Raw genomic sequence first — 25278 nt, 5'->3', positions numbered from 1 at the left:
TTCTATGCCTACTGCCTGAAGCCGCCGGCTGCGTCGTGCAGCGCGAGGCGGCGCGAGCCGGCCAGGATGTCGCTGGGCTTCAGGCCGTAGACCTGGCGGATCGAATGGCTGAAGTGCGTCGAATCGGGGTAGCCGGTGTCCAGGGCGATGTCGGTCAGCGTGCTGGCCTGGCGCACGTAGCGCAGCAGGCTGCGCGCGCGCTTCCAGGCGCGGAAGGCGCGAAACGCCATGCCGGTTTCCTGCTTGAACAGATGCAGGAAGCGCGAGAACGACAGGTGCACCGAGGCCGCGCAGTCTTCCGCCGAGGTGGGTGCGGCCGGGTCGGCGTTGATGGCGTCGATGACCTTGCGGATGCGCGTATCGAGCGCGCGCGGCGCCAGCGGCTCGCCGAAGAACAGCGCATCGAAATCGAAGCCGTCGAAGTCGATGCCACGGCCCGACGCGGCAAGCAGGTGCGCATGGGCGTCGCGCATGCGCCGCACGAAGGCCGGTGCATCGACCGGACCGCAGTGCTGCATGAAGGCCGGCATGCGGGCGGGATCGACCGACTCCGATTCGATCAGCAGGTTGAAGATGAGCGGATGCGCGCTTTCCACGCGGTGCGGCACCTGCGGCGGCACCATCAGCAGTTCGCCCGTCTGCCAGGCGCCGCCGCCGATGCACAGACGGTTCGGCGGCGCGCCCGCGGGCGACACGTACACGCCGTGCCCGCCCATCGTGCGCTCGGCTGCGGCCCCGAGCAGCCCGGCGTAGAACACGCGCTGGTGCGTGAGCCACATCAGGCGCTCCCCGCGCTGCGCGCCGCCGCTTTCGGGCGGCGCCGTCTTCGTTCGCTGCATGGTGTCTGTCTCCTGCATCGGGCCGCCGCCGGCCCGGGGCCGGCGTTGCGTTGGCTGGATCGTAGCGGCGGGGGCCGGCTGCGCGGCGTGCATTTGCGCGGGGACTTTCCCTAGGCCGAACTAGGCCGGCGCGAACGCGCGGCGCAGTTCGGCGCAGCACAGCGCGATGGCCGTATCGGCCTCGTCGAGCACCTTGCCCATGGTGATGAAGCCGTGGATCTGGCGCTCGAAGCAAACGTACGCGGCGCGGTTGCCGGCGGCGGTCAATGCCTCGGCGTAGGCCATGCCTTCGTCGCGCAGCGGGTCGTAGCCAGCCGTGAGCACCAGCGCGGGCGGCAGGCCCGAGAGATCGGCATGCAGCAGCGGCGATGCGCGCCAGTCGAGGTCGTGCCGGGCGTCGTCGATGTAGTGGTCGTGGAAGTAGGCCATCGTGTCGCGGGTCAGGAGGTAGCCCTGGCCGTTGGCTTGGTGCGAGGGATGGCCGCGGCGCATGTCGGTGGCCGGATAGATCAGTAGCTGGAAGGCGATCGGCAGGTCGCCGGCATCGCGCGCCGCAATGGCCGTCACCGCCGCGAGGTTGCCGCCCGCGCTGTCGCCGCCCACCGCGAGGCGGCTTGCATCGAGGCCGAGCGAGGCGGCCTCGCGGCGCACCCAGCGGGTCGCGGCGAGCACGTCGTCGACCGCGGCCGGGAAGCGGTGCTCCGGTCCCATGCGGTAGCCGATCGAGGCGACCGCGCAGCCCGCGCCGTTGGCGAGCGAGCGGCACAGCACGTCGTGCGTGTCGAGGTCGCCGATGACCCAGCCGCCGCCGTGAAAGTACACGAGCACCGGCAGCGCGGCATCGAGCATGGAACCCAGCGGGCGGTACAGGCGCACCGGGATGGTGCCGTGCGGCCCGTCGGCCTCCAGCCCGCGGACTTCGGCGACCGGCGGGGCCTCGGGCTGCGTGGCGGTGCGGCGCTCGCGATAGAAGGCGCGCGCCTCGGCCGGCGAAAGCGTGTGGGTCGGCGGGATGCCGCGCGCCTCGATGAAGTCGAGCAAGGCGCGCGCCTGAGGATGCAGCATGGTGTCTCCGGTGGATCGGTCCGACCATGCCCGCGCCGCCTTGGCGCGGCTTGCGAAAACTGGCTATGCCTTGCGCGGCTTCACGCGCGAGGCGGCTTCCTTGGCAAGCCGGCGCGCCGTGCCGGTATCCGCGGCATGCACCAGCGCCACGCCCATGCGGCGCTTGGCAAAGCTCTCGGGCTTGCCAAACAGGCGGATGTCGCTGCCGGGCACCTGCAGCGCCTCGGCCACGCCGTCGAAGGCAATGCCGGTGGCATCGACGCCGCCATAGATCACCGCGCTCGCACCCGGGCTCTTGAGCGAGGTGTCGACCGGCAGGCCGAGGATGGCGCGCGCATGCAGCTCGAACTCGTTCTGCCATTGCGTGGCCATGGTGACCATGCCGGTGTCGTGCGGACGCGGGCTCACTTCGCTGAACCAGACCTCGTCGCCCTTCACGAACAGCTCGACGCCGAACAGGCCCTGCCCGCCGAGGTCGGACGTGACGGCCTCGGCAATCTGCTGCGCCTTCTGCAGCGCGGCGGGCGCCATCGGATGCGGCTGCCAGCTTTCGACGTAGTCGCCGCTCACCTGCACATGGCCGATGGGTTCGCAGAACTGCGTCTGCACCGCGCCGGCCGCGTCCCTGGCACGCACCGTGAGCAGCGTGATCTCGTAGTCGAAGTCGATGAAGCCCTCGACGATCACGCGGCCGTGGCTCACGCGGCCGCCGGCCATGGCGTAGTCCCAGGCCTTCTGCACGTCGGCCGGGCCGTCGATCTTGCTCTGGCCCTTGCCGGAGCTGCTCATCACGGGCTTGACGATGCAGGGATACCCAATGCCCCCATCGATGGCCGCCTGCAGCTCGGCCAGCGAGTCGCAGAACTTGTAGGGGCTGGTCGGCACGCCCAGCGTCTCGGCGGCCAGGCGGCGGATGCCTTCGCGGTCCATCGTGAGGCGGGCGGCGCGGGCCGTGGGAATCACGCGCACCACGCCGGCGTCCTCGAGCTGCTGGAGCATCGGCGTGGCGATGGCCTCGATCTCGGGCACCACGAGCTGCGGCTTCTCGGCCTCGATCAGCGCCTTGAGCTGCCCGGGGTCGCTCATGGTGATGGTGCGCGCATGGTGGGCCACCTGCTGGCCCGGCGCGTTCTCGTAGCGGTCGACCGCGATGGTCTCCACGCCCAGGCGCTGCAGCGCGATCAGCACCTCCTTGCCGAGTTCGCCGGAGCCCAGCAGCATCACGCGGGTGGCCGAGGGGGAAAGAGGGGTGCCGAGGGTGGTCATGGTCGGAGTCGAAAAGAGGGAGGAAAAAGCAATCGCCGCACTGTAAGCCACCCGCGCACCGCCCGTGTCACGCGCGGCAACGGCGCCCCGGCGGGGCTGCTTCACAATCGATCTCCTGCCGCGGTGGCGCATCCACCCGCTCCCTCTTTCCGCTTTTATTCTTCAAGGAGTTTTCTCATGACTATCCAGACCGTCGGCATCATCGGCGCCGGAACAATGGGCAACGGCATTGCGCAGGCCTGCGCGGTGTCGGGCGTCAACGTGGTGATGATCGATGTCGCCCAGGCGGCGGTCGACAAGGGCCTGGCCACCGTCTCGGGCAGTCTCGATCGCCTGATCAAGAAGGAAAAGCTCACGGCCGAGCAGAAGACCGCGGCGCTTGCACTCATCAAGGGCTCGACCGACTACAACGATCTGAAGGGCGCGCAGCTCGTGATCGAGGCCGCCACCGAGAACCATGCGCTCAAGCTCAAGATCCTGAAGCAGGTCGACGAGCTGCTGGCGCCCGAGGTGATCATTGCCTCCAACACCTCTTCGATCTCGATCACGCAGCTCGCGGCCGCCACCTCGCGCGCCGACCGCTTCATCGGCATGCACTTCTTCAACCCGGTGCCGATGATGGCGCTGGTGGAGCTGATCCGCGGCTACCTCACGAGCGACGCCACGCACGATGCCGTCAAGGCGCTGGCCGAGAAGCTGGGCAAGTCGCCCATCACGGTGAAGAACGCGCCGGGCTTCGTGGTCAACCGCATCCTGGTGCCGATGATCAACGAGGCCTTCTTCGTGCTGTCCGAAGGCATCGCCACGGCCGAGGACATCGACGCCGGCATGAAGCTGGGTTGCAACCAGCCGATCGGCCCGCTGGCGCTGGCCGACATGATCGGCCTGGACGTGTGCCTGGCCGTGATGGAGGTGTACCTCGAGCAGTTCGGCGACTCCAAATACCGCCCGTGCCCGCTGCTGAAGGAAATGGTCGCGGCGGGCCAGCTGGGCCGCAAGACCGGACGCGGCGTCTACGCCTACTGATCCGGCGTCCAACAAGAACAAGGAGACAAACGCCATGACTGCCACCCCCACCACCCCACCCGCGGAAGGCTGCATCGACACCCAGGTGATCGGCCACGTGCTGCTGATCGGCATCAACCGCCCGGCCAAGCGCAACGGCTGGACGCCGCCGATGTTCCGGCAGCTGGCCGAGGCCTACACCCGGCTGGACGACGATCCCGCGCTGCGCGTGGGCGTGCTGCATGCCTTCGGCGACCACTTCACGGCCGGGCTCGACCTGCCGGCGGTCACCGAGTACATGAAGCGCGGCGAGAAGGCGGTGCCGGCGGGCCTCGTCGAGCCGCACGACTTCGGCCTGCCCGGCTACCGCCGCCGCACCAAGCCGATGGTGGTGGCGGTCAAGGGCATCTGCTTCACGGTGGGCATCGAGCTGATGCTGGGCGCCGACATCGTGGTGGCGGCCGACAACTGCCGCTTCTCGCAGATGGAAGTGCAGCGCGGCATCATGGCCACGGGCGGCGCCACGCTGCGGATGGCCGAGCGCGCGGGTGTGGGCAATGCCATGCTGCATCTGCTCACGGCCGACGAGTTCGACAGCGCCGAAGCCTATCGCCTGAACTTCGTGCAGAAGGTGGTGCCGGCCGGACAGGAGCTCGACGCGGCGCTGGCCATTGCGCAGCGCATCGCGGCGCAGGCCCCGCTGGCGGTGGTGGCCACGCGGCTGAACGTGATCAAGGCCGTGGAGCACGGACCGCTCGCGGCCGTCTCGGAATTCATCGAGACGCAGAAGCGCCTGTCGAACAGCGAAGACGCGGCCGAAGGCGTGCGTTCCTTCGTCGAGCGTCGGCCCGCGCGCTTCAGCGGCCGCTGAGACGATGATCAGCCTCTTCAAACGCACGGCGCTCGCTGCCGTCTTCGCACTGCTCGCCGTGAACACCACCACCTCCCTGGCCCAGGCGCCCGTCGCCTCCCCGCCCGATCCCGCGGCCACCTCGGTCGGGGCCATGGGCTGGATGAAGGGCTTTCCACCCCCGCCCGACAGGCTGATCACCTTCGACGATCCGGCCGGCGGCGTGTTTCCGCGCACGCGCTGGAGCTTCTCGCATGTGCGCGAAACCGTGCCCACGGCCAATGTGTGGCGCGGCAGCGGCGCGCCGGGCCCCCTGCCGGCGGCGCCGCGCAGCGACCTCGAGGCCGTGACCTTCAAGCCCCTGGGCAGCGAGGAGACGGTGAGCTTCGGCCAGATGATCCCGCGCACCTACACCGACGGCATCCTGGTGCTGCACCGCGGCCGCGTGGTCTACGAAAAATACTTCGGTGCTCTCACGCCCGAGCGGCCGCACATCGCGATGTCGGTCACCAAGTCCTTCGTCGGCACGCTGGCGGCCATCCTCGCGGACGAAGGCAGGCTCGACCCGTCGGCGCCGGTCACCCGCTACCTGCCCGAGCTCAAGGACACGGCCTACGGCGACGCCACGGTGCGCCAGGTGATGGACATGACCATCGGCGTGCACTACTCGGAAAACTACGCCGACCCGAAGGCCGAGGTCTGGGACTATGCGCGCGCCGGCGGCATGCTGGCGCAGGGCCCGAACTACACGGGCCCGAAGTCGTTCTACGAATTCCTCGCGACGCTGAAGAAGGAAGGCGCGCACGACGCCGCCTTCGCCTACAAGACGGTGAACGCCGAAGTGCTCGCCTGGATCCTGCGCCGCGCCAGCGGCCAGTCGCTCGCCGACCTGCTGAGCGAGAAGATCTGGCGCCGTATCGGCGCCGAGCAGGACGCCTACTTCATGGTCGACCGCATCGGCACCGAGTCGGGCGGCGGCGGACTCAACACCGTGCTGCGCGACCTCGCGCGCTTCGGCGAGACCATGCGCAACGGCGGCCGCGCGCCCAACGGGCAGCAGGCCATTCCAAAGGCGGTGGTCGAGGACATCGCGCGCGGCGCCGACCCGGCCAAATTCGCCAAGGCCGGCTATGCGCTGCTGCCGGGCTGGTCGTACCGCAACATGTGGTGGGTCACGCACAACCCGCACGGCGCCTACATGGCGCGCGGCATCCACGGCCAGAGCATCTATGTCGATCCGAAGGCGGAAATGGTGATCGTGCGCTATGCCGCGCACCCGGTGGCGGCCAGCGCGGGGAACGACCCGCTCACGCTGCCGGCCTTCCAGGCGGTTGCCGAAGCGCTCATGCGCCCTTGAGTTCTCAGGCCAGAAACACCGCGGAACCGGCTTTGCCGGGCCGCTGGTGTTGCCCCCTGCAAGGGGGTGGGCGCAGCGACACGAAGTGCGCGAAGACTGGGGGTTAGCCCCGTACTTGGGCGATCACCAGCAGGCCGTCCATGATCAGGCTCTCGACCAGTTCGAAATGCCCGTTCATCACGGGCGCCATCTTCCAGCCCGCGCCGCCGGTCATGTAGCAGGCGGGCTCGGCGCCGCAGTGCGAGCGCACATGCTGCACCATGCGCTCGACCGCGCCGGCAATGGCATAGGTACCCCCGCTGGTGAGCGCATCGCTGGTGTTGGTGGGGAATTCGCGCACCTCGCCGGTCGGCACGTGCAGGCCCGCGGTGCCCGACTCCAGCGCGCGCAGCATGATGCCGTGGCCCGGCAGGATCAGCCCGCCCAGGAACTTGCCGCCGGCATCGATGGCCTCGACCGTCACGGCGGTGCCGATCATCACCACCACCATCGGCCGCGCCGGCCCCGCGCCCAGCATCCGGTGGCGCGCGCCGATCATCGCCACCCAGCGGTCGGCGCCCAGCCGTGTCGGATGGTCGTAGCCGTTGATGATGCCGGCCTCGGCCGCGCTCGACACCACCCAGCGCGGGGCGCAATCGAAGCGCTCGACGATCTGCTCCTCGGCGCGGCGGCGCACCGCATCGCCGGCCACCACGCAGCCGAGCATGGCGCCGGGCGCGGGCAGGTCGGCCCAGGGGCCGTCGGCCAGCCGCTCGATGTGGTCGAGGAACTCCGCGCCATGCGCCTGCAGCGCGGCCCCCGGATGCGCCGCATCGTAGAGCGCCCATTTGAGGCGGGTGTTGCCGATGTCGATCGCAAGGAAGGGGGATGCCATGGGCGGGATTATTGCGACTTTGTTGTTATCGATGCTGGCGCATCGTTGACACACGCGGCGCGGACCTACGCGCCCGTGCCCGGTTTCGCCGCTACATTCGCGATTCCCTCAACCAAGGCGCAAGGAGAGAACCATGGGTTTGCTTAGTTTCATCAAGGAAGCCGGCGAGAAGCTGTTCGGCGGATCGTCGGCTCAGGCGGCCGAGCCGGACGCCAACACCAAGGCCGCGGCAGCCATCAAGACCTACATCGAGACGCAGAATCTCGGTCTCACGGGCCTGGAAGTGACCTACACCGCGAGCAGCGGCGTGGTGACCCTGGCCGGCCAGGCGCCTTCGCAGGAAGCCAGCGAAAAAGCCGCGCTTGCCGCGGGCAACGTGGCCAACGTGACGAGCGTCGACAACAACCTGGTCGCCCCGCCCGCCCCGCCGGCGCAGTACCACGACGTGGTGAAGGGCGACACGCTGTCGGCCATCTCCAAGAAGTACTACGGCGACGCCAACAAGTACAACGCGATCTTCGAGGCGAACAAGCCGATGCTGAGCCATCCGGACAAGATCTATCCGGGGCAGAAGCTGCGCATTCCAGTGCTCTGAGCTGATTCACCCAATTGCAATGAAAAAGGCCCACTGGTTTCGGTGGGCCTTTTTTGTTCAGTTCTGCTTCCAGGGCAGCCCGCGCTTGCGCCAGCCGCCGATCTGCCCGCGGTGGCCGCTCTCGTCCGGATCGCCCTCGAAGCCTTCGAGGATGTTGTAGGCCTTCAGGCCCAGTTCGGTGGCGCGCCGGGCGGCGGCGATGGAGCGCACGCCGCTGCGGCACAGCAGTACCAGTTTCTTGTTGCCGTCCTCGCCCGCGGCGCGGATGCCGCCGTCGAAGGCCGGGTTGAGCGTCATGCCGGGCCACTGCTTCCAGGCCAGCGGCACGGCACCGGGCACGTAGCCGACCCATTCGCGCTCGGCGTCGGTGCGCACGTCCACCAGCACGGCCTCGCCGCTTGCCATCCACTGCGCGGCCTGCTCGGGCGTCACGTCGCCCGCATAGCCCTTTTCCCCAACGGGTTCAGTCATCTTTGTTCATTCCTTCCAATCGATAGGGTTACTTCACTGGCAGCAGCCGTCTTTACGTTGCTCTGCGTCCTCGCCGGATGATGGAATTTTTCACCAGTTCGTGAAAACCCTGTTTGTCACATATTCCAGCGCGCCAAAGATGCGTGTGGGCCTGCCGAACATCACGCCAAGAAGGCGGGCAGGGTTTCTTCGGTCAGAAATTGTATGGAGAGAGACAAGATGACAGACAGCAAATCGCCCCGCCGCCGCAACCTCCTGAAGGGTGCCGCCGTGGCCGCAGGCGCCATGTCGGCGCCAATGGTCAGCATGGCCCAGACCACCTCGCTGCGCTTCCAGAGCACCTGGCCGGCCAAGGACATCTTCCACGAATATGCGCAGGATTTCGCGAAGAAGGTCAACGACATGGCGGGAAGCCGCCTGAAGATCGAGGTCTTGCCCGCGGGCTCGGTCGTGCCCGCGTTCCAGCTGCTCGACGCGGTTGCCAAGGGCACGCTCGATGGCGGCCATGGCGTGGTGGCCTACTGGTACGGCAAGAACTCCGCGCTCGCGCTCTGGGGCTCGGGGCCCGGCTTCGGCATGGACGCCAACATGGTGCTCGCCTGGCACAACTACGGCGGCGGCAAGGCGCTGATCGAGGAAATCTACAAGAGCCTGAACCTGGACGTGGTGTCCTACCTCTACGGCCCCATGCCCACGCAGCCGCTGGGCTGGTTCAAGAAGCCGGTGGCCAAGGTGGAAGACATGAAGGGCCTGAAGTTCCGCACCGTGGGCCTGGCGGTCGATGTGTTCACCGACATGGGCACGGCCGTGAACCCGCTGCCGGGCGGGGAGATCGTGCCTGCGCTGGACCGCGGGCTGATCGACGCGGCCGAGTTCAACAACGCCTCGAGCGACCGCGTGCTGGGCTTTCCCGACGTGGCCAAGAACTGCATGCTGCAGAGCTTCCACCAGTCGGGCGAGCAGTTCGAGATTCTCTTCAACAAGGGCAAGCTCGCGGCGCTGCCGGCCGAGCTCAAGTCGATCATCGACTATGCAGTGCAGGCCTCCAGCGCCGACATGAGCTGGAAGGCCATCCAGCGCAATTCGCAGGACTACATCGAACTCAAGAAGGCCGGCATCAAGTTCTACAAGACGCCCGACCCCATCCTGCGCGCGCAGCTGGCATCGTGGGACAAGACCGTTGCCAAGAAGGCGGCCGAGAACCCGATGTTCAAGAAGGTGCTCGACTCCCAGCGGGCCTTCGCGGAACGCGCCGGCCAGTGGCAGAACGACTACACGGTCGATTTCAAGATGGCCTACAACCACTATTTCGGTGCGAAGGCCAAGAAGTCCTGAGACCGACCCGGTGACCCGAGGGCACCCGTTCGGTGCCCTCTTTCTTGCCTGTCCGTGCTGCGCCGGCCGCAGCGAGGAGTTCTTCCTGATGCAATCTTTACTGTTGGCCGTCGATCGCTTCTCGACCTGGATCGGCAAGACCTTCGCGTGGTGCGCGCTGCTGCTCACGCTGCTGATCAGCTGGGAGGTGTTCTCGCGCTATGTGCTGAATCGCCCGCATGCATGGGTGCTCGACGCGCAGATCATGCTGTACGGCGCCATGTTCATGACGGCCGGCGCGTACACGCTCTCGAAGAACGGCCATGTGCGCGGCGACGTGCTCTACGGGTTCTTCCGGCCGCGCACGCAGGCGCTGGTGGACCTGGTGCTCTACATCATCTTCTTCCTGCCGGGTATCGTCGCACTGACCTGGGCGGGCTGGATCTACGCGGGCGAATCGCTCGCCATCCGCGAGCAGACCTTCTCGGCCGAGCCGCTGCCGCTGTATCCCTTCAAGTACGTCATTCCGCTCGCCGGCTTCACGCTGCTTTTGCAGGGAGTGGTCGAGATCATCCGCTGCGTGCAGTGCATCCAGAGCGGCGCCTGGCCCTCGCGCGAGCAGGACGTGGAAGAGGTCGACGTCGAGAAGCTCAAGGAAATGGTGCACGTGAAGGACGAGGACATCGCCGCGCTCGACCGCGTGGTGGCAGCCAGGGAGACCGCGCGATGATCCGCCGCGAACTCTGGTTCGGCCTGTCGTTCATGGCGCTGATCGTGATCGGCGCGGCAGCGGTGCTGGTGAGCGCCGACACCATCACCAACGGCCACCTGGGCCTGTTGATGCTCTCGCTGGTGGTGGTGGCGATCATGCTGGGCTTTCCCACGGCCTTCACGCTGATGGGCATGGGCATGCTCTTCACCTGGCTGGCCTACGAGCGCGACTGGCACCGAACGCTCGACCTGATGGTGCAGGCGGCCTACAAGACCATGGCCAACGACGTGCTCATCGCCGTGCCGCTGTTCGTCTTCATGGGCTACCTGGTGGAGCGCGCGAACCTGATCGAGTCGCTGTTCAAGAGCCTGCACCTGGCGCTCGCGCGGCTGCCGGGCGCGCTGGCCGTGGCCACGCTGGTCACCTGCACCATCTTTGCCACCGCCACGGGCATCGTCGGCGCGGTGGTCACGCTGATGGGCCTGCTGGCGCTGCCGGCGATGCTGCGCGGGGGCTACAGCGTGCCACTGGCCGCCGGCGCGATCACCGCGGGCGGGTGCCTGGGCATCCTGATTCCGCCCTCGGTGCTGCTGATCGTCTATGGCGCTACGGCGGGCGTCTCGGTGGTGCAGCTGTATGCGGGGGCCTTCTTTCCCGGATTGATGCTCGCATCGCTCTATGTGCTGTACGTGATCATCATCGCGCGGCTCAAGCCGCAATGGGCGCCGCCGCTGTCGCAGGCCGAGCGCACGGTGCCGCTGCCTGCGCTGTCGCAACGGCTGGCCGACAGCCCGGCCGCGCATGCGGTGGTCGGGCTGCTCAAGGGCCGGCGCAATGCCGGCGTCCCGTTCTCGCACGTGCTGCGGCAGCTGGGCATCGTCGCGATGCCCGGCCTGATCTTTCTGCTGCTTGCCGGCTTCAGCTACCAGGCCGTGACCACGGTCGAGGCGCAGGCGCGCTACGACATCGAGGAGATCGGCGCCACGCGCAGCGGCTCTGCGGCGCAAGGCGAAAGCGCGGGCGGGTTGCAGGAGCCGCCCTCCACCGGAGGACTGCAGGAACCACCGGCCGAGGGCGGGCTGCAGGAGCCGCCTTCGGAGGACACGCCCTCTTCCGGCCCGCTCGCGGAACCGCCGGGCGCAGCTGCCGAATCCGCCGCGCCGGCCGAAGCGGCGCCGGCACAACCGTCCGCCGCCACCGCACCCGCGGCGGAAGGCGCCTCGGTACGCCCGGCACCCACCTGGTGGTGGGTCACCTTCGCCATCCTCGGCGCGATGGTCACGCTGTTCTATCTGTTCCTGAGCTTTGCGCGGCTCGAGATCTTCAAGATGCTGCTGGCCTCGTTCTTCCCGCTGGTGCTGCTGATTCTCTCGGTGCTCGGCTCGATCGTGCTGGGCCTTGCCACGCCCACCGAAGCGGCGGCCATGGGCGCCCTGGGCGGCATGCTGCTGGCGGCGGCCTACCGGCGGCTCAACCTCGCGGTGCTGAAGGAATCGGTGTTCCTCACGGCCAAGACCTCGGCCATGGTGTGCTGGCTCTTCGTGGGCTCGGCCATCTTCTCCGCGGCGTTCGCGCTGCTCGGCGGGCAGGCGCTGGTGGAGGAGTGGGTGCTCGGCATGAACCTCACGAAGGTGCAGTTCCTGGTGCTGAGCCAGGTGATCATCTTCCTTCTGGGCTGGCCGCTGGAGTGGACCGAGATCATCGTGATCTTCATGCCGATCTTCATTCCGCTGCTCGACAACTTCGGCGTCGATCCGCTGTTCTTCGGCCTGCTGGTGGCAATGAACCTGCAGACCGCGTTCCTTTCGCCGCCCGTGGCCATGGCCGCGTTCTACCTGAAGGGCGTGAGCCCGCCGCACGTGACGCTGAACCAGATCTTCCTGGGCATGCTGCCCTTCATGGGCATCCAGGTGCTGGCGATCGTGCTGCTCTACATCTGGCCGCAGATCGGGCTGTGGCTGCCGCAGCTGCTCTACAAGTAGCCCGCGGATTCAGCGGCGCCGCTCCACATAGGGCCGCGCCTGCAGCAGCACGATGCGCTCGCCCACGGTGGCCCATTCGATGTCCTGGTCGACGCCGCCGAAAGTGCGCTTCACGGCAGCGCCAACGCCAGCAAGGCGCAGCACCAGTTCGTCCGTCAGCACGGAGCGGCCGGCCTCCACCGGCACCTCCTTCACGCCGCCGTCCTTGTCCAGCTGCAGCGCCGTCTCTTCGGCCGAGCGGCTGAGCACCTGGATGGCCTTGGACCAGCTCGAGTACATCACCTGCTCGGCCACGCGCCGCCCCTCCACCACGCGGATGCCGATGCCGCGCTTGGCCGAGATGTAGGTGACGTGCGGGTGGCCGGCGTCGAAGGGGTCGCGCGTGATCATCACGCCGGCATTGGTGGAATCGATGGCCGTCTGCACGAACACGCCCATCAGCACCGACTCGGCGCCGAAGCCCGCGGCGCTGCGCGCCTCCCAGGCCTCGGGGTTGAACACCGAGGCCCAGACCTTCTTCACCGCGAGTTCGAGCGCGTCGCCGGTCTTGACGTTGGGCACCGTGGTGTAAAGCCCCGCGCCGCTGAAGCCCGGCAGGTCTTCCGAATTGGACGAGCTGCGCACGAACACGCCGCCACCGCCGAGCTGCGCCTGCCATGCGGCCCGCCATGCCGCCGCGCTGGCCGCATCGACCGGCCACTGCACGATCTCGCCCTGCAACTGCGCCAGTGCTTTCTGCCGAATCTGCGGATCGCCCGCGAAGCCGGGCTGCTGCCGCATGCGCGCGATGCGCTCGGCCAAGCCGTTCGTTCGCATGAAGCGGTCGTAGTGCGCGAAGGGAATGCAGAAGCCGTCGGGCACGGAGGTTCCCGGAATGCGCGCGGCCAGTACGGCGCCGAGGTTGGCGGCCTTGGCGCCGCACTGCGCACTGTTTCGCGCGCGCAGCGAGGCGAGCTGCAGCAGGCGCGTCTCGCGCAGGTCGGGCTTCGCGGCCCTGCCGCTGCCTGGCAGTGAGCCGGTGGCCGCCGCACGCGCCGCGCGCGGCGGCTGCGCGGCGATCTCTTCCGCCGTGAGGCGGCGCACCTGGTAGCCCGATGCGGCCACCTTGAGCGCCACCCACTGCCCCGCATGCTCGCGCAGCACGGCCGCGGCATCGCGCACATAGGCATTGGGAATGCCCCAGCCCTTGGCCAGCAGGTTGACGTGCGACAGCGCCGTGGACGGCCGCTCGGTCAGCACGCCGGCCACGGGCGGCAGGCCGATCGGCACCTGGCGCAGCACGGCGATGTCGTCGGGCAGCAGCGCGTTCAGTGCGTTCGCGCCCGAGGCCTCGTCCACGATGCGCACGCGGCCCGTGGCCGTGCCCAGATTCATCGGCATGTAGGGCTGCTCGCGGATCAACGCTTCCTGGCTGACGAAGTCGATGCCCGCCTCTTTCGCGATGCGTTCGTGCAGCGTGGAATTGGTCTTGAATTTCACGGGCACGAAGAAGCTGGCCTTCACCTGTGTAGCGGCCTCGCGCAGCAGCGCGGGAGTGAGCCGGTCGCCTTCCCAGAACTCGTAGGTGAAGCTGCCGATGTTCTGCTGCCAGCTCAGCGTGCCGAACAGGAAGCGGCGATCGGGTGCGAGGTAGTTGCGGTCGATCTCGCGCTTGCCCGCGCGCGGCGCAAGCCCGGTCTCGCGCACGAAGCGCACATGCAGCTGGTAGCGCGGCGTGTCGATGTAGTAGGTGCGCACGGGCCGGGCCCGGCGGTCGACGGCGAACAGCACGTGGGCCAGCTGCATCGGCGTGCCGGCGTCGTAGACGCGGGCCAGGGTGTCGAAGTCGCTGCGGCTGCGCAGCACCGGCAGCGACGCGGGCGCAGCCGGACGCGCGGGAAGCTGTGCGCCTTCCGGGGCGGACTTGTTGCTGTTCTGCTGCTGGTAGTAGGAAGGCTTGCGCGCAAGCTGCGCGTGCGCGGGCACAGCGGCAATGGCCAGCGCGGCGCACACGGGCACTGCCATCCATCGCGCCGCGCTATTGTTTGGGTAGCGCAGTTCGCCCGCTGCACAGGCGTTCTTGTTGTTTTTCATGCCGAGTCCTCGATTACAAGCGGTTGCCGAATGTGCGCGCGCTTCACCAAGCAGGGGACATGCGCTGACAGCGGCAGCGGATTCTCGCGCGTTACATATCCATCGCTTTATCCGCCCCGGGAACCGGAGACAAACCATGAACCGCCCCGCCTTTCTCGATCTTCACCGGCCATTGCACCGATGGCTGTTCGGCCTCGTGCTGCTGTGCCTCGGTGCGGCGGCCAGCGCGCAGCAGGACCCGCCGGGACGCGTGGCGCGCCTGAACCTGCAGCAGGGCACGGTGAGCTTCGCGCCCGCCGGCGAAGACAGCTGGTACGACGCGCAGCCCAACCGCCCCATCACTACCGGCGACCGTCTCTGGACCGACCGCAATGCGCGCGCCGAAGTTCACATCGGCTCGGCGGCGCTGCGCATGGATGGGCAGACGCATGTCGAATTCTCCGAACTCGACGACGACACCGTGCGCCTCACCGCGAACCAGGGCAACCTGCAGCTGCGCGTGCGCGACGACCTCGCGGGCCAGCGTGTCGAGGTGGACACCGGCAACCTCGCGGTCGTGATCGACGCGCCCGGCGAATATCGCGTGGCGGCCGACCCCGCCGCCGGCACCACCTGGATCGCGGTGGCTTCGGGCCGCGTCACGCTGCACGGCGAGAACGGCGAATCGCAATCGCTGGGTGCGCGGCAGCAACTCACCGTGTCGGGCCGCAACCTTGCCGCGGTGGGCGGCGCACCGGCGCAAAGCGGCAGCTTCGATGCCTGGGTGGCCGAGCGCAACCGCATCGAGGACCAGTCGATCTCCGCACGCTACGTGTCGCGCGAGGTCGTCGGCTACCAGCAGCTCGACGCCTACGGCGACTGGCAGAGCGACCCGACCTACGGCGACGTCTGGCTCCCGCGCAACGTGGACGCCGACTGGGCGCCCTACCGCGACGGCCAGTGGGTCAACATCGCGCCGTGGGGCCTGACCTGGGTCGACGCCGCGCCATGGGGCTTTGCGCCTTTCCACTATGGCCGCTGGGCGCGCCTGGGACCGCGCTGGGCCTGGGTGCCGGGACGGCCGGCCGCACGGCCCGTGTACTCGCCCGCGCTGGTCGGCTTCGTGGGCGGCGGCGGCGCCAATGCCGCCTTGCAGATCGGCGATGGCCGCAGCGGCGTGGGCTGGTTCCCGCTGGCCCCCGGCGAGGCATGGCGGCCCGGCTACCGCGCGAGCCAACGCTACCTCGACCAGGTGAACCGCATGGCGGCCTACCGGAACCGGCAGGCCGAGCTGCGCAGCGGCTTCTATGCCAACCAGCAGATGGCGGGTGCCGTCACCGTGCTGCCGGCCGACCGCTTCGGCCGCGGCCCCTTCGGCCGGCGCGACCTCGTGCGGCTGCCGGACGACCGCTTCGCGCGCGTGCCGGTGGCGCCGGCGCCGGGCATCCCGATGCACGGCTTCGGCGGCGGCTTCGGCCGGCCGGCCGCGGTGGCGCCGCCGACGCAGCTGATGGCGCGCGAGCAGCAGGAACTGCGCTACGAGCAGGCGCGGCGAATCCGGCAGATGCAGCAGGCGCAGCAGGTCCAGGCGATGCAGCAACAACAGCAAATGGAATGGCAGCGCCAGCAGGGCTCGCGTCAGCAGCAGGAGTGGCAGCAGCGCGGCGCACAGGACCAGTGGCAACAGCGCCAACAGCAGCAACAGCAGCAACAGCAGATGCAGATCCAGCAGCAACAGGCCCTGCGGCAGCAGCAGGAGATGCAGCAGCGCGCAGCCCAGGCGCAAGCCCTGCAGCAACAACAACAAATGCAGCAGATGCAGCAGCAACAGCGCGCGGCACAGCAGCAGGCATTGGCCCAGCAACAGATGCTGCGCCAGCAGCAGGAGATGCAGCAGCGCGCCGTGCAGGCGCAGCAGCAGGCCCAGGCGCAACAACAGGCGCAGCAGAACGCGATGCGCCAGGCGCAGGAAGCGCAGGTGCGCGCCCTCCAGCAGCAGCGCGGCTTCGCGCCTGCACCCTCACCGCAGCCGCCGCAGCTTCAGCCGGGCCAACGCGGCGGCGACGACCGGCGCAGGCTGATGAGCTCTCCGGACCAGCGCTGAGCCTCCATCAAGGCGCTGCCGCGCGGCAGCGCCGTCGCACCGCGCAAGTCCCGCCGCAAGCGGCACCCTTGGCCGGCGGCTACAGTCGCCGCCAAGGAGCGTCTTTTCCATGCGCACATTCGACTTCGATCTTTTCGTCATCGGCGGCGGCAGCGGCGGCGTGCGCGCGGCTCGCACGGCGGCCCAGCAGGGGGTGCGCGTGGGCCTGGCCGAGGCGGCCGAGCTCGGCGGCACCTGCGTCAACGTGGGCTGCATTCCGAAGAAGCTCTACAGCTACGCAGCCGGCTATGCCGAATCCTTCGAGGAAGCCGCAGGCTACGGCTGGCAGCTGCCGCAGGCGCCGAAATTCGACTGGGCTCACCTCAAGGCGCAGCGCGCGAAGGAAATCAAGCGGCTCAATGGCGTGTATGCCTCGCTGCTGAAGAATTCCGGCGTGGTGCTGGTCAGCGGCTGGGCGCAGCTGCTCGACGGCCACACGGTCGAGGTCGACGGCAAGCGCCACACCGCGCGCCATCTGCTGGTGGCCACCGGCGGCACGCCCTACGTACCCGACATTCCGGGCCGCGAGCACATCGCCATCTCCGATGCGATGTTCGACCTCGACCCGTTCCCCAAGCGCCTGCTGGTGGTGGGCGGCGGCTACATCGCCTGCGAGTTCGCATCGATCTTCAACGGCCTGGGTGCCCAGGTGACGCAGTTGCACCGCCGTGCGCACCTGCTCACCGGCTTCGACGACGACGTGCGGCAGTTCCTTGCCAACGAGATGGGCAAGGCGGGCATCGACGTGCGGCTGAACTGCGAGGCCACTTCGATCACGCGCGGGGCGCACGGGCTCACGGTCACGCTCGCGCGCGGCCAGCAGATCGAAGCCGACACGGTGCTCTTTGCGACCGGCCGCGTGCCCAACACCCAGGGGCTGGGCCTCGAAGCGGCGGGCGTGAAGCTCGACGAGCGCGGCGCCATCGCAGTCGATGCGCACTACCGCAGCTCGGTGCCGTCGATCCACGCGGTGGGCGACGTGTCCACGCGCGTGCAGCTCACGCCTGTGGCGCTGGCCGAGGCGATGGTGGTGGTCGACGAACTGTTCGGCAAGGGCCGGCGCCGGCTCGACTACGAGTTCATTCCGACGGCCGTGTTCACGCACCCCAACATCGGCACCTGCGGCTACACCGAGCTCGACGCGCGCGCGAAGTTCGGCGACGTGGCGGTGTTCTCGAGCGAATTCAAGTCGCTGCGCCACACGCTGTCGGGCCGCGCCGAGCGCACCTTCATGAAGCTGGTGATCGACAAGGCCAGCGACCGCGTGGTCGGCCTGCACATGGTGGGCGCCGATGCGGGCGAGGTGGTGCAGGGCTTTGCGGTGGCGATGCGCGCGGGCGCGACGAAGGCGCTGTTCGACAGCACCATCGGCATCCACCCGACAGCGGCCGAAGAGTTCGTGACGATGCGCGAACCGATGCCCGGCTAGCGCTGCTTGTTTTCGAGCAGCTTCACCATCACGAACAGCACGCGGTTGGCAGGCGTGGGCACGCCGAGCGCCTCGCCGCGGCGCACGACGAAGCCGTTGAGGTGGTCGATCTCGCTGGGCTTGCCGCGTGCGAGGTCCTGCGCGGTCGATGAATACTGCGAGGGCATCGACTGCGCAATGCCGCGGATGGCCGCATCGGTATCGCCCGGGATTTCGATGCCGTCGGCCTTGGCCACGGCCAGGCATTCGGCGACCACGTCGCGGATCACCTCGGCCACGCCCACGCCTTTCACAAGCTCGCCATAGGGCAGCTGCGACACGGCCGACAGCGCGTTGTAGGCGCAGTTCAGCACCAGCTTGGCCCAGAGCGAGCCGCGCACGTTGCCGGAAATCTGCGTGGGCACGCCGGCGGCCACCAGCTGCTGCGCGACCTGTTCGATGCGGCGCGACGGCGCGATCACCAGCTCGCCGCGGCCGTGGTGCTTCACGTGGCCGGGGCCGGCCATCTCGGTGGCCACATAGACCACGGCGGCGGCCACCTCGCTGGACGGCAGTACCGCGCGCACGCGCTCATCGTTGTCGACGCCGTTCTGCAGCGTGAGCACCAGCGCATCGGGCGAGAGATGCGGCCGGATCTGCGCCGCGGCCGCTTCGGTGTCGGTGGACTTCACGCAGAAGAGCACGAGGTCTGCGCCCTGCACCGCGCTGGGCTCGGTGCTCGCGCCAAGCGGCACGTGTTCGTCGAAGGTCCGGGTCTCCAGACGCAGCCCGTGGGCGCGCACGGCCTCCACATGCGAAGGCCGGCCGATCAGCACCACCTCGTGGCCCGCGCGCGCCAGCATGGCGCCGTAGTAGCAGCCGACTGCGCCGGCGCCCATGACTGCGACTTTCATCGATTCACCTTTCGAGCTTGTTTTCGAGAGCCTCTGAGGTTAATCGGTCGGCCGTTGCAAAATCACCATGTGACCGATATCGACAAGGACTGGCTTTCTTCAAGATATGCACGCAGTTTTGCAGCCTTGGAGCTGGTTGTTGGCGGAGTGAACCGGACCTACCGGGTCCGCGAAGCAGCAAACACTTTCTACCTGCGCCTCTATCGGAGATCGGGAAGGCCTCTGCCGCAGATCGCAGCTGAGATCTGCCTGCTGACAGAATTCAAGGGTGATGCAGACGTCGCCGTCAGCCGTCCTGTTGCGGCCAAGGATGGAACCTACGTTCTAGAAATCGCCTGGGGCGGCGAATCGCGCCTTGCTTGCCTTTTCGAGAGCGTCGAGGGCGATGGTTTTGACCTCACTCGCGCCGGCATGGAGCAATTTGGCGCGGCGCTCGCGCGCCTGCATCTGGCGATGCCAACCATCATTGGCGGCGAAGTGCGCAGCCTCGATCCGGTCGCGATCGTCCAGGATTCTCTACAGGCACTCCATCGCATTCGCCAGAGCAAAGACGTCGCGAGAAAGATCGCGCATGACTACCTTGCAACTTTGCAACGGCCCGAACTGCGCGCCCTGCCAAGCGGCCTGTGTCACGGCGACGCTTGGACCGGCAACGTTCGCGTTCACCGGGGTCGAGCCGGATTTTTCGATTTCGATGACTTCGGCCGTGGCCCCCTCGTGATCGATCTCGGAACTGCCGCCTGGCATCTCGCAGACGAGAGTGGTCCAGCCTCCGGTGGCCTGATCACTGCATTGGTCGCCGGATACGAAAAATCCGCCCGTTGTCGGCAATCGAGAAATACGTCCTCCCCCTCTTCATGCAGTTTGCCGAAATTCGCTCACTGCTTTTTCTCGCGCGCTATTGCGTGCTGACCGACGAGATGTGGGCATATACCTTTCAAAGGGCCGGTCGCATGTTCGGCAAGTTGCGAAACTTCTGACTTTTGCCCCGTCACCGGCGGCGCGATGCAGCAGGTCCCGGGCGGGCCGCTGCCAGCGCTGAATCTCGTCAGCCAAGGCTGAAGAAGCCTCGCGTTCAGACCTCCGTGCCGCGCGACTTCGCGCCCTCGGCCATCAGCCATTCGCGGAAGGCCGCGAAGGCCGGCAGGTCGAGCCGGTCCGGCCGGTAGCAGAGGTAGTGCCCCTGGTCCACGCGCACCGGCGTGCCGCAGGGGCTCAGCAGCGATCCCTCAGACAGTTCCTCCTGCACCAGCAGCTTCGGCACCAGCCCGATGCCCAGCCCATTGAGCGCCGCCTGGATCAGCGCCGAGTACTGCGCGAAGCGCGGCCCGGCCACGGTCTGCACCTCGGGCACGGCGTGCTGCGAGGCCCACTCGCGCCAGGCGGTGGGCGCGCCCTCGTGATGCAGCAGCGTGTGGGCGACGACGTCGGCCGGCTGCACGATACGGTGGCGTTTTTCGACCAGCGCGCGCGCCGCGATCAGCACGAACTCGCGCCCTGCGATGTATTCGGACACCACGCCGGGCCAGCCGTCGGGACCGTAGCGAATGGCGGCATCGACGCCGGCCGGGATGCCGTCGCTCGGCTCCAGGTGGCGGCTGAAGCTCAGCATCACATGGCGGCTCTTCTGGCTGAAGGCCGGCACGCGCGGAATGAGCCACTTGGTGAGGAAGGTGGGCACGCTCGCGAGCGTGAGCAGGCCGGCGCCGGCATCGCCCGAGCGCGCCTCGAAGGTCGCGGTCTCGATGGCGCGCAGGCCGCCCGAGATCTTCTGCCAGTACACCCGCCCCTGCGGCGTGAGCTGCACGCCGCGGCCGTTCTTCTGCAGCAGCTCGCGGCCCAGGAAGGCCTCGAGCCCCGCGATCTGCTTGCTGACTGCGCTCACCGTGATGCACAGGGCGCCAGCCGCGAGCGTGATGCTCTGGTGGCGCGCTACGGCGTCGAAGGCCAGCAGTTCCTGGATGGTGGGGCAGTCGCGCTTCATGCATGGCTCCGGTCGATGAAAACTCCGTGAAAAACACTTTCCGATTGCTCAAGCGTCGTCATCCAGCTTTCACCCATAAGTACGCATGTGCTTCCTAGAATTCGCTGGAGCGCGGCAACTGGCCGTGCGCAAAAGGTAGCGCACTCGGAAAGTATGCCGGCTGCGCAAGACATCGGGGGACATCATCTTGGTTCGCGGCATCTCGCTCATCTACGGCCTGTACCTGTTGCTGCCGATCGCCCTGCTGCTGGTCGGCAGCTTCGGCGGCAACTGGACCAACACGCTGCTGCCCACGGGCATCACCGGGCAGTGGTACCTCGACCTCTGGCTCGACCCCTCGTTCCGCAGGGCCTTCGCGAGCAGCCTGGTGGTGGCGATGTCGGCCTGCGCGATCAACACCGTGCTGGCGCTGCCGCTGGCCTATGCGCTGTACCACGGCGCCGGGCGCGGCAGCAGCCTGGCGGCGCGCATCGTGAGCGCCATGCCGATCGCGGTGCCGACCATCACGCTGGCTTTCGGCTACATGATCGTTTTCAACACCGACCTCGCGCCCTGGCTGGGCTCGATGCCGCTGCTGATTGCGGCGCACGCGATCCTCACGCTGCCCTATCTCACCAACACGCTGCTGAGCGACCTGCGCCACCTCGACCTCGGCCGGCTCGAACAGGCGGCCGCGACGCTCGGCGCCTCGGGCTGGCAGCAGTTCATCGGCATCGTGCTGCCCAGCCTGCGGCAGAGCCTGATCAGCGGGCTGGTGATGGTGGCCGCCATTTCGGTGGGCGAGTTCGGGCTGTCGAACCTGCTCACGAGCTTCCAGAACCGCACGTACCCGGTGGTGCTGCTGCAGGCCTTCTACGGCGCGACGGGCTTTGCCTGCGCGGCGACCGTCATTCTTCTCGTGCTGGCGAGCGCGTCGGCCCTTCTTTCTTCCTCTTTGGTGAAGCAACGCGCATGAGCCTCCTTCTGGATAACGTCAGCTACAACTACCCGGGCAGCACGCACGGCCTGCACGAGGTGTCGCTCGACGTACGCACGGGCGAGCTGGTGGCGGTGATCGGGCCCAGCGGCTCGGGCAAGTCGACGCTGCTCAAGCTGGTGTCGGGCCTGGAGACGGGCCACAGCGGACGCATCGCGCTCGACGGCGAAGACATGTCGCGCACGCCGGTGCACCAGCGCCACATCGGCATGGTGTTCCAGAGCTATGCGCTGTTTCCGCACCTGAGCGTGCTCGACAACGTGGCCTACGGACTCAAGCTGCGCAAGGTGGCCACGGCCGAACGCCGCAAGCGCGCGCAGGAGCTGCTCGACGTGGTGGCGCTCGGCGAGTATGCGCAGCGCGCGGTCGCACAGCTCTCGGGCGGCCAGCAGCAGCGCGTGGCCCTGGCGCGCGCACTCGCCATCGATCCGCGTGCGCTGCTGCTCGACGAGCCGCTCTCGGCCCTCGACGCCAGCGTGCGCGGCCACCTGCGCGACCAGATCCGCTCGATCCAGCAGCGCTTCAACGCAACCACGCTGCTGGTCACGCACGACCAGGAAGAGGCGCTCGTGATGGCCGACCGCGTGGCGATGCTCAAGGACGGCCGGCTGCTGCAGATCGCCACGCCGCGCGAGATCTACGAGAACCCCGCGAGCCGCGCGGTGGCCGAGTTCGTCGGGCTCTCGACGATCCTGCCCGCGAAGATCGGCGCGCCAGACCGGCTGGACCTCGGCTTTGCCGAACTCGCCGCACCCACGGGCAGCCGCGCCGCCGGCAGCGCGGTGCATGTGCTGGTGCGGCCCGAGCACATCCAGGCCGATCCGCCCGCCGGCAGCATCAACCGGCTCGCGGGCCGCACCGGCGCGCAGCGCTACCTGGGCGCACTCACGCGCTACGACTTCGAGGTGGCCGGCGCACCCAGGCCCTTCCTCGCCGAATCGGCCACACCCGCGGCCGAGGCGATTGCCATCGCGCCCGAACACCTCCGTTTGCTCGACCACTGAACCTTTTTTCCTTCCAAGGAGCCACCACCATGCAACGCAGACATCTGATCCAGGCCGCCGGCGCACTGCCCGTACTGTCATTGGCCACGCTCGCGGCCCGCACCGCCTTCGCCTTCGACGGCCCCGAGCTCTACGCGGGCGAGAAGGCGCTCTACGCCGAGGCGCAGAAGGAAGGCCTGTGCGTCTCCTTCGACACCGGCCCCGAATGGGCCAACTGGAAGTCGCTGTTCCGCGACTTCAAAAAGCGCTATCCCGAGATCGAGCTGACCTACAACGACATCGGCTCGGCCGCCACCGTGGTCGCGCTGGAGAAGACCAAGCGCCGCCCGCAGGCCGACACCGCCTACTACTTCGCGGCCTCGGCCGTCGACGCCGCGAAGAAGGACGTGGTCGCGCCCTTCAAGCCCGTCAACTTCGACAAGCTGCCGCCGGTGTTCCGGGAGGCCGAGGGCCGCTGGTTCACCATCCACACGCTCAACATCGCGTTCCTGGTCAACAAGAAGCTCGTGAAGAGCGTGCCCACCGGCTGGGCCGACCTGCTCAAGCCCGAGTTCAAGAGCACGGTGGTCTACCTCGACCCGCGCTCCACCGGCATCGGCCAGGTGCTGACCTTCGCCGCGGCCTATGCCAACGGCGGCAGCGTCGACAGCGTGCAGCCCGGCACCGACTACCTCGGCAAGCTGCATGCGGCCGGCAACGTGCTGCGCGTGGAAGGCACCACGCCGTACGCCAAGTTCCTCAAGGGCGAGATTCCGGTCTGGATCAGCTACGAGAACGACGGCCTCAAGGCCAAGCATGTCGACGGCATGGGCGATGCGGTGGAGGTGGTGATTCCGAAGGAGGCCAGCGTCGCCGCACCGTACGCGATCAGCCTCGTGAAGAACGGCCCCAACCCCAACGCCGGCAAGCTGTGGCTCAACTTCATCATGAGCGAGGCGGGCCAGTCGCTGTTCGCGCAGGGCTTCGTGCGCCCCGCCGTGCCGGGCACGCCGCTGAGTGCCGACGTGGCGGCCAAGATGCCGGCCGCGCCGCAGATCCGCCCGCTCGACGTGGTGAAGGCCTCGGAACGCAAGGCCGAAGTCGACAAGCTCTGGGCGCAGGCCGCACTGGGCAAGTAGGCCGCCATGCGACGCTTTGGCGCCTGGCCCGCCTGGGCCTTCATGGCGCTGTTCTTCGCGGTGCCGCTGGCGGCGCTGCTGCCCGAGGCCTTCGGCGACGGCGGCAGTGCCTTCGGGCGGCTGTTCGGCAACCCGCTGTTCCTGGGCGCGCTGCGCAACACGCTGGGCCTGGGCCTCGCGGCCGGCGCGATCTCGGCGCTGGTGGGCACCTGCATCGCCATCGAACTCGCGCGCCAGCCCGAGGGCCGGCGCCAGTGGATGATGACCCTGCTGGGCTTGCCGCTGGCCTTCTCGGGCCTGGTGATCGCCTACGGCTTCATCCTGGCCTTCGGGCGCGCGGGCTTCGTGACGCAGCTGCTGGCCGGCCTGGGCGCCGACCCGGCCGCGCTCGGCAGCTGGATCTACAGCGTCTCGGGCCTGGGTTTCGCCTATGCCTACTACCTGATCCCGCGCGTGGCGCTGTCCCTCTACCCGGTGTTCGCCAACCTCGACCTGCGCCCCGCGCAGGCGGCGCGCACGCTGGGCGCCTCGCGGGCGCGGGCCTTCCGGGACACGGTGCTGCCCGAGGTGATGCCTTCGGTGCTGTCGAACGCCTGCATGGTGGCCGCGATTGCGATGGGCACCTATGGCACGGCGCTGGCGCTGGTGGGCACGCAGCTCAACATCCTGCCGCTGATGCTGTTCGCGCAGGTGGGCGACGGCGGTTCGGATTTTGCGGTGGCAGCGGCCTTGTCGCTGGTGCTGATGGTGGTGTGTGTGATCGTGATGGGAGTGGGCGATGTCCTTACGCGAAGGCGCGAGCGCGGTGCGGCCGGCGCCGGTCATTGAGGCGCTGGCGCGCCTGGCGCAGAAGCAGCAGGGGCCGGTGCGCCACCGCCAGCCGGTGGCCATCCTCGGCCCCGGCGACGGCGGCCCGGCCGAATGCGAGGCGGCCTACGCCGTGGCGCATGCGCTGGCCGGTGCGGGCATGGCGGTGGTCTGCGGCGGACGCGGCGGCGTGATGGCCGCGGCCTCGCGCGGCGCCGCCGAGGCCGGCGGCATTGCCGTGGGCATCCTGCCCGAGGACGACGACCGCAACGCCAACGCATGGCTCAGCGTGGCCATTCCCACCGGCATGGGCGAGATGCGCAACGGCATCATCGCGCGCAGCGGCGTATGCCTGGTCGCCATCGGCGGCAACATGGGCACGCTGTCGGAAATGGCGATGGGGCTCAAGTGGGGCAAGCCGGTGTTCGTGATGCATGGCGACGTCGAACTGCCGGGCGCGGTGCAGGCTGCGGATGTGAACGACATGCTCGCCAAGGTGCTGGCCTGTCTTCTCGCCTGAGCCTGTTGCGGGGGCAGCGGCC

The 25278-nt window shown here is 68.4% G+C and carries 23 protein-coding genes; 15 read left to right on the top strand and 8 right to left on the bottom strand.

What is annotated here, in order from left to right:
- Window positions 1-8: 8 nt before the first annotated feature.
- The 3 genes from L1081_RS22150 to purT all read right to left on the bottom strand — a co-directional run bounded on the left by L1081_RS22150 (window position 9) and on the right by purT (window position 3170).
- Window positions 9-839, bottom strand: coding sequence for a helix-turn-helix domain-containing protein (locus L1081_RS22150; RefSeq protein WP_489414099.1), 831 nt, complete (start codon window positions 837-839; stop codon window positions 9-11).
- A gap of 120 nt (window positions 840-959) precedes the next feature.
- Window positions 960-1904, bottom strand: a complete 945-nt coding sequence (gene lipP1 / locus L1081_RS22145) for a LipP1 family hormone-sensitive lipase (protein ID WP_489414098.1) — start codon at window positions 1902-1904, stop codon at window positions 960-962.
- 63 nt (window positions 1905-1967) lie between these two features.
- On the bottom strand, window positions 1968-3170 hold the full coding sequence (gene purT, locus L1081_RS22140) for a formate-dependent phosphoribosylglycinamide formyltransferase (RefSeq protein WP_489414097.1): 1203 nt from the start codon (window positions 3168-3170) through the stop codon (window positions 1968-1970).
- A 177-nt stretch (window positions 3171-3347) separates the two neighbouring features.
- Here purT and L1081_RS22135 point away from each other — a divergent pair, with 177 nt between their 5' ends.
- The 3 genes from L1081_RS22135 to L1081_RS22125 are packed head-to-tail and all read left to right on the top strand — an operon-like array spanning window position 3348 to window position 6382.
- Window positions 3348-4196 carry a 3-hydroxybutyryl-CoA dehydrogenase gene (locus L1081_RS22135; protein WP_489414096.1) on the top strand — a complete coding sequence of 283 codons (849 nt, stop codon included), beginning with the start codon at window positions 3348-3350 and terminating at the stop codon, window positions 4194-4196.
- 34 nt (window positions 4197-4230) lie between these two features.
- Window positions 4231-5046 (top strand): crotonase/enoyl-CoA hydratase family protein, encoded by an 816-nt coding sequence (locus L1081_RS22130; protein ID WP_489414095.1) that lies wholly within the window; start codon window positions 4231-4233, stop codon window positions 5044-5046.
- A gap of 4 nt (window positions 5047-5050) precedes the next feature.
- Window positions 5051-6382, top strand: a complete 1332-nt coding sequence (locus L1081_RS22125; RefSeq protein ID WP_489414094.1) for a serine hydrolase — start codon at window positions 5051-5053, stop codon at window positions 6380-6382.
- 103 nt (window positions 6383-6485) lie between these two features.
- Here the strand turns inward: L1081_RS22125 and L1081_RS22120 are convergent, their stop codons facing one another.
- On the bottom strand, window positions 6486-7256 hold the full coding sequence (locus tag L1081_RS22120) for a type III pantothenate kinase (protein WP_489414093.1): 771 nt from the start codon (window positions 7254-7256) through the stop codon (window positions 6486-6488).
- 133 nt (window positions 7257-7389) lie between these two features.
- On the opposite strand from L1081_RS22120, the gene lysM reads away from it, so the two are divergent.
- Entirely contained in the window at window positions 7390-7851 is a 462-nt protein-coding gene (gene lysM, locus L1081_RS22115) for a peptidoglycan-binding protein LysM (protein ID WP_124961184.1), read from the top strand.
- Between the two features lie 57 nt (window positions 7852-7908).
- Here lysM and L1081_RS22110 read toward each other — a convergent pair whose 3' ends face one another.
- Window positions 7909-8322: a rhodanese-like domain-containing protein gene (locus L1081_RS22110; RefSeq protein WP_489414092.1), complete on the bottom strand. Its 414-nt coding sequence runs from the start codon at window positions 8320-8322 to the stop codon at window positions 7909-7911.
- Between the two features lie 219 nt (window positions 8323-8541).
- On the opposite strand from L1081_RS22110, the gene L1081_RS22105 reads away from it, so the two are divergent.
- The 3 genes from L1081_RS22105 to L1081_RS22095 all read left to right on the top strand — a co-directional run bounded on the left by L1081_RS22105 (window position 8542) and on the right by L1081_RS22095 (window position 12330).
- On the top strand, window positions 8542-9657 hold the full coding sequence (locus L1081_RS22105) for a TRAP transporter substrate-binding protein (protein WP_489414091.1): 1116 nt from the start codon (window positions 8542-8544) through the stop codon (window positions 9655-9657).
- An 88-nt stretch (window positions 9658-9745) separates the two neighbouring features.
- Complete coding sequence (locus L1081_RS22100) at window positions 9746-10366, top strand: TRAP transporter small permease subunit (RefSeq protein ID WP_489414090.1); 621 nt, start codon at window positions 9746-9748, stop codon at window positions 10364-10366.
- The gene (locus L1081_RS22095; RefSeq protein WP_489414089.1) at window positions 10363-12330 is read left to right on the top strand and encodes a TRAP transporter large permease subunit; all 1968 of its coding nucleotides are present in this window, start codon (window positions 10363-10365) and stop codon (window positions 12328-12330) included. The genes L1081_RS22100 and L1081_RS22095 overlap by 4 nt, the downstream gene beginning before the upstream one ends.
- Window positions 12331-12339: 9 nt before the next feature.
- Here the strand turns inward: L1081_RS22095 and L1081_RS22090 are convergent, their stop codons facing one another.
- Window positions 12340-14403, bottom strand: coding sequence for a PEP/pyruvate-binding domain-containing protein (locus L1081_RS22090; protein WP_489414088.1), 2064 nt, complete (start codon window positions 14401-14403; stop codon window positions 12340-12342).
- Between the two features lie 136 nt (window positions 14404-14539).
- Here L1081_RS22090 and L1081_RS22085 point away from each other — a divergent pair, with 136 nt between their 5' ends.
- Together L1081_RS22085 and gorA are read left to right on the top strand one after the other, a co-directional pair.
- Complete coding sequence (locus tag L1081_RS22085) at window positions 14540-16486, top strand: DUF6600 domain-containing protein (RefSeq protein ID WP_489414087.1); 1947 nt, start codon at window positions 14540-14542, stop codon at window positions 16484-16486.
- Window positions 16487-16595: 109 nt separating this feature from the next.
- Window positions 16596-17954: a glutathione-disulfide reductase gene (gene gorA, locus L1081_RS22080; protein ID WP_489414086.1), complete on the top strand. Its 1359-nt coding sequence runs from the start codon at window positions 16596-16598 to the stop codon at window positions 17952-17954.
- Here gorA and L1081_RS22075 read toward each other — a convergent pair.
- Window positions 17951-18847 carry a 2-dehydropantoate 2-reductase gene (locus tag L1081_RS22075; protein ID WP_489414085.1) on the bottom strand — a complete coding sequence of 299 codons (897 nt, stop codon included), beginning with the start codon at window positions 18845-18847 and terminating at the stop codon, window positions 17951-17953. The genes gorA and L1081_RS22075 overlap by 4 nt on opposite strands.
- A 69-nt stretch (window positions 18848-18916) precedes the next feature.
- On the opposite strand from L1081_RS22075, the gene L1081_RS22070 reads away from it, so the two are divergent.
- Window positions 18917-19759 carry a phosphotransferase gene (locus L1081_RS22070; RefSeq protein WP_489414084.1) on the top strand — a complete coding sequence of 281 codons (843 nt, stop codon included), beginning with the start codon at window positions 18917-18919 and terminating at the stop codon, window positions 19757-19759.
- 163 nt (window positions 19760-19922) lie between these two features.
- On the opposite strand, the gene L1081_RS22065 is transcribed toward L1081_RS22070, so the two are convergent.
- Window positions 19923-20831 (bottom strand): LysR substrate-binding domain-containing protein, encoded by a 909-nt coding sequence (locus L1081_RS22065; RefSeq protein WP_489414083.1) that lies wholly within the window; start codon window positions 20829-20831, stop codon window positions 19923-19925.
- Window positions 20832-21018: 187 nt separating this feature from the next.
- Here L1081_RS22065 and L1081_RS22060 point away from each other — a divergent pair, with 187 nt between their 5' ends.
- From L1081_RS22060 to L1081_RS22040, 5 genes are read left to right on the top strand one after another with little or no spacing between them, the layout of a single operon-like run.
- A complete protein-coding gene (locus L1081_RS22060; RefSeq protein WP_489414082.1) occupies window positions 21019-21786 on the top strand; it encodes an ABC transporter permease subunit in 768 nt (255 codons plus the stop codon).
- On the top strand, window positions 21783-22811 hold the full coding sequence (locus tag L1081_RS22055; RefSeq protein ID WP_489414081.1) for an ATP-binding cassette domain-containing protein: 1029 nt from the start codon (window positions 21783-21785) through the stop codon (window positions 22809-22811). Before L1081_RS22060 ends, L1081_RS22055 begins: the two co-directional genes overlap by 4 nt.
- 29 nt (window positions 22812-22840) lie before the next feature.
- Window positions 22841-23929: an extracellular solute-binding protein gene (locus L1081_RS22050; RefSeq protein ID WP_489414080.1), complete on the top strand. Its 1089-nt coding sequence runs from the start codon at window positions 22841-22843 to the stop codon at window positions 23927-23929.
- 6 nt (window positions 23930-23935) lie between these two features.
- Window positions 23936-24757 carry an ABC transporter permease gene (locus tag L1081_RS22045; RefSeq protein ID WP_145739522.1) on the top strand — a complete coding sequence of 274 codons (822 nt, stop codon included), beginning with the start codon at window positions 23936-23938 and terminating at the stop codon, window positions 24755-24757.
- Window positions 24708-25256, top strand: coding sequence for a TIGR00725 family protein (locus L1081_RS22040; RefSeq protein ID WP_489414079.1), 549 nt, complete (start codon window positions 24708-24710; stop codon window positions 25254-25256). The genes L1081_RS22045 and L1081_RS22040 overlap by 50 nt, the downstream gene beginning before the upstream one ends.
- The last annotated feature ends 22 nt before the right edge of the window (window positions 25257-25278 follow it).

Source organism: Variovorax sp. MSC1_012, assembly GCF_023667525.1.
Lineage (GTDB): Bacteria > Pseudomonadota > Gammaproteobacteria > Burkholderiales > Burkholderiaceae_C > Variovorax > Variovorax beijingensis_B.
Note: the sequence above shows the minus strand (reverse complement) of the source record. Positions and strands in the feature narration are given on the sequence as shown.

Excerpts from the sequence above, each read along its gene's own strand:
- L1081_RS22105 (WP_489414091.1), top strand. The coding sequence starts at position 8,542 with ATGACAGACAGCAAATCGCCCCGCCGCCGCAACCTCCTGAAGGGTGCC.
- L1081_RS22150 (WP_489414099.1), bottom strand. The coding sequence starts at position 839 with ATGCAGCGAACGAAGACGGCGCCGCCCGAAAGCGGCGGCGCGCAGCGC.
- L1081_RS22120 (WP_489414093.1), bottom strand. The coding sequence starts at position 7,256 with ATGGCATCCCCCTTCCTTGCGATCGACATCGGCAACACCCGCCTCAAA.
- L1081_RS22050 (WP_489414080.1), top strand. The coding sequence starts at position 22,841 with ATGCAACGCAGACATCTGATCCAGGCCGCCGGCGCACTGCCCGTACTG.
- L1081_RS22085 (WP_489414087.1), top strand. The coding sequence starts at position 14,540 with ATGAACCGCCCCGCCTTTCTCGATCTTCACCGGCCATTGCACCGATGG.
- L1081_RS22130 (WP_489414095.1), top strand. The coding sequence starts at position 4,231 with ATGACTGCCACCCCCACCACCCCACCCGCGGAAGGCTGCATCGACACC.
- L1081_RS22125 (WP_489414094.1), top strand. The coding sequence starts at position 5,051 with ATGATCAGCCTCTTCAAACGCACGGCGCTCGCTGCCGTCTTCGCACTG.
- lysM (WP_124961184.1), top strand. The coding sequence starts at position 7,390 with ATGGGTTTGCTTAGTTTCATCAAGGAAGCCGGCGAGAAGCTGTTCGGC.
- L1081_RS22055 (WP_489414081.1), top strand. The coding sequence starts at position 21,783 with ATGAGCCTCCTTCTGGATAACGTCAGCTACAACTACCCGGGCAGCACG.
- lipP1 (WP_489414098.1), bottom strand. The coding sequence starts at position 1,904 with ATGCTGCATCCTCAGGCGCGCGCCTTGCTCGACTTCATCGAGGCGCGC.
- L1081_RS22065 (WP_489414083.1), bottom strand. The coding sequence starts at position 20,831 with ATGAAGCGCGACTGCCCCACCATCCAGGAACTGCTGGCCTTCGACGCC.
- L1081_RS22095 (WP_489414089.1), top strand. The coding sequence starts at position 10,363 with ATGATCCGCCGCGAACTCTGGTTCGGCCTGTCGTTCATGGCGCTGATC.
- L1081_RS22045 (WP_145739522.1), top strand. The coding sequence starts at position 23,936 with ATGCGACGCTTTGGCGCCTGGCCCGCCTGGGCCTTCATGGCGCTGTTC.
- L1081_RS22110 (WP_489414092.1), bottom strand. The coding sequence starts at position 8,322 with ATGACTGAACCCGTTGGGGAAAAGGGCTATGCGGGCGACGTGACGCCC.
- L1081_RS22040 (WP_489414079.1), top strand. The coding sequence starts at position 24,708 with ATGTCCTTACGCGAAGGCGCGAGCGCGGTGCGGCCGGCGCCGGTCATT.
- purT (WP_489414097.1), bottom strand. The coding sequence starts at position 3,170 with ATGACCACCCTCGGCACCCCTCTTTCCCCCTCGGCCACCCGCGTGATG.
- L1081_RS22135 (WP_489414096.1), top strand. The coding sequence starts at position 3,348 with ATGACTATCCAGACCGTCGGCATCATCGGCGCCGGAACAATGGGCAAC.
- gorA (WP_489414086.1), top strand. The coding sequence starts at position 16,596 with ATGCGCACATTCGACTTCGATCTTTTCGTCATCGGCGGCGGCAGCGGC.
- L1081_RS22100 (WP_489414090.1), top strand. The coding sequence starts at position 9,746 with ATGCAATCTTTACTGTTGGCCGTCGATCGCTTCTCGACCTGGATCGGC.
- L1081_RS22090 (WP_489414088.1), bottom strand. The coding sequence starts at position 14,403 with ATGAAAAACAACAAGAACGCCTGTGCAGCGGGCGAACTGCGCTACCCA.
- L1081_RS22075 (WP_489414085.1), bottom strand. The coding sequence starts at position 18,847 with ATGAAAGTCGCAGTCATGGGCGCCGGCGCAGTCGGCTGCTACTACGGC.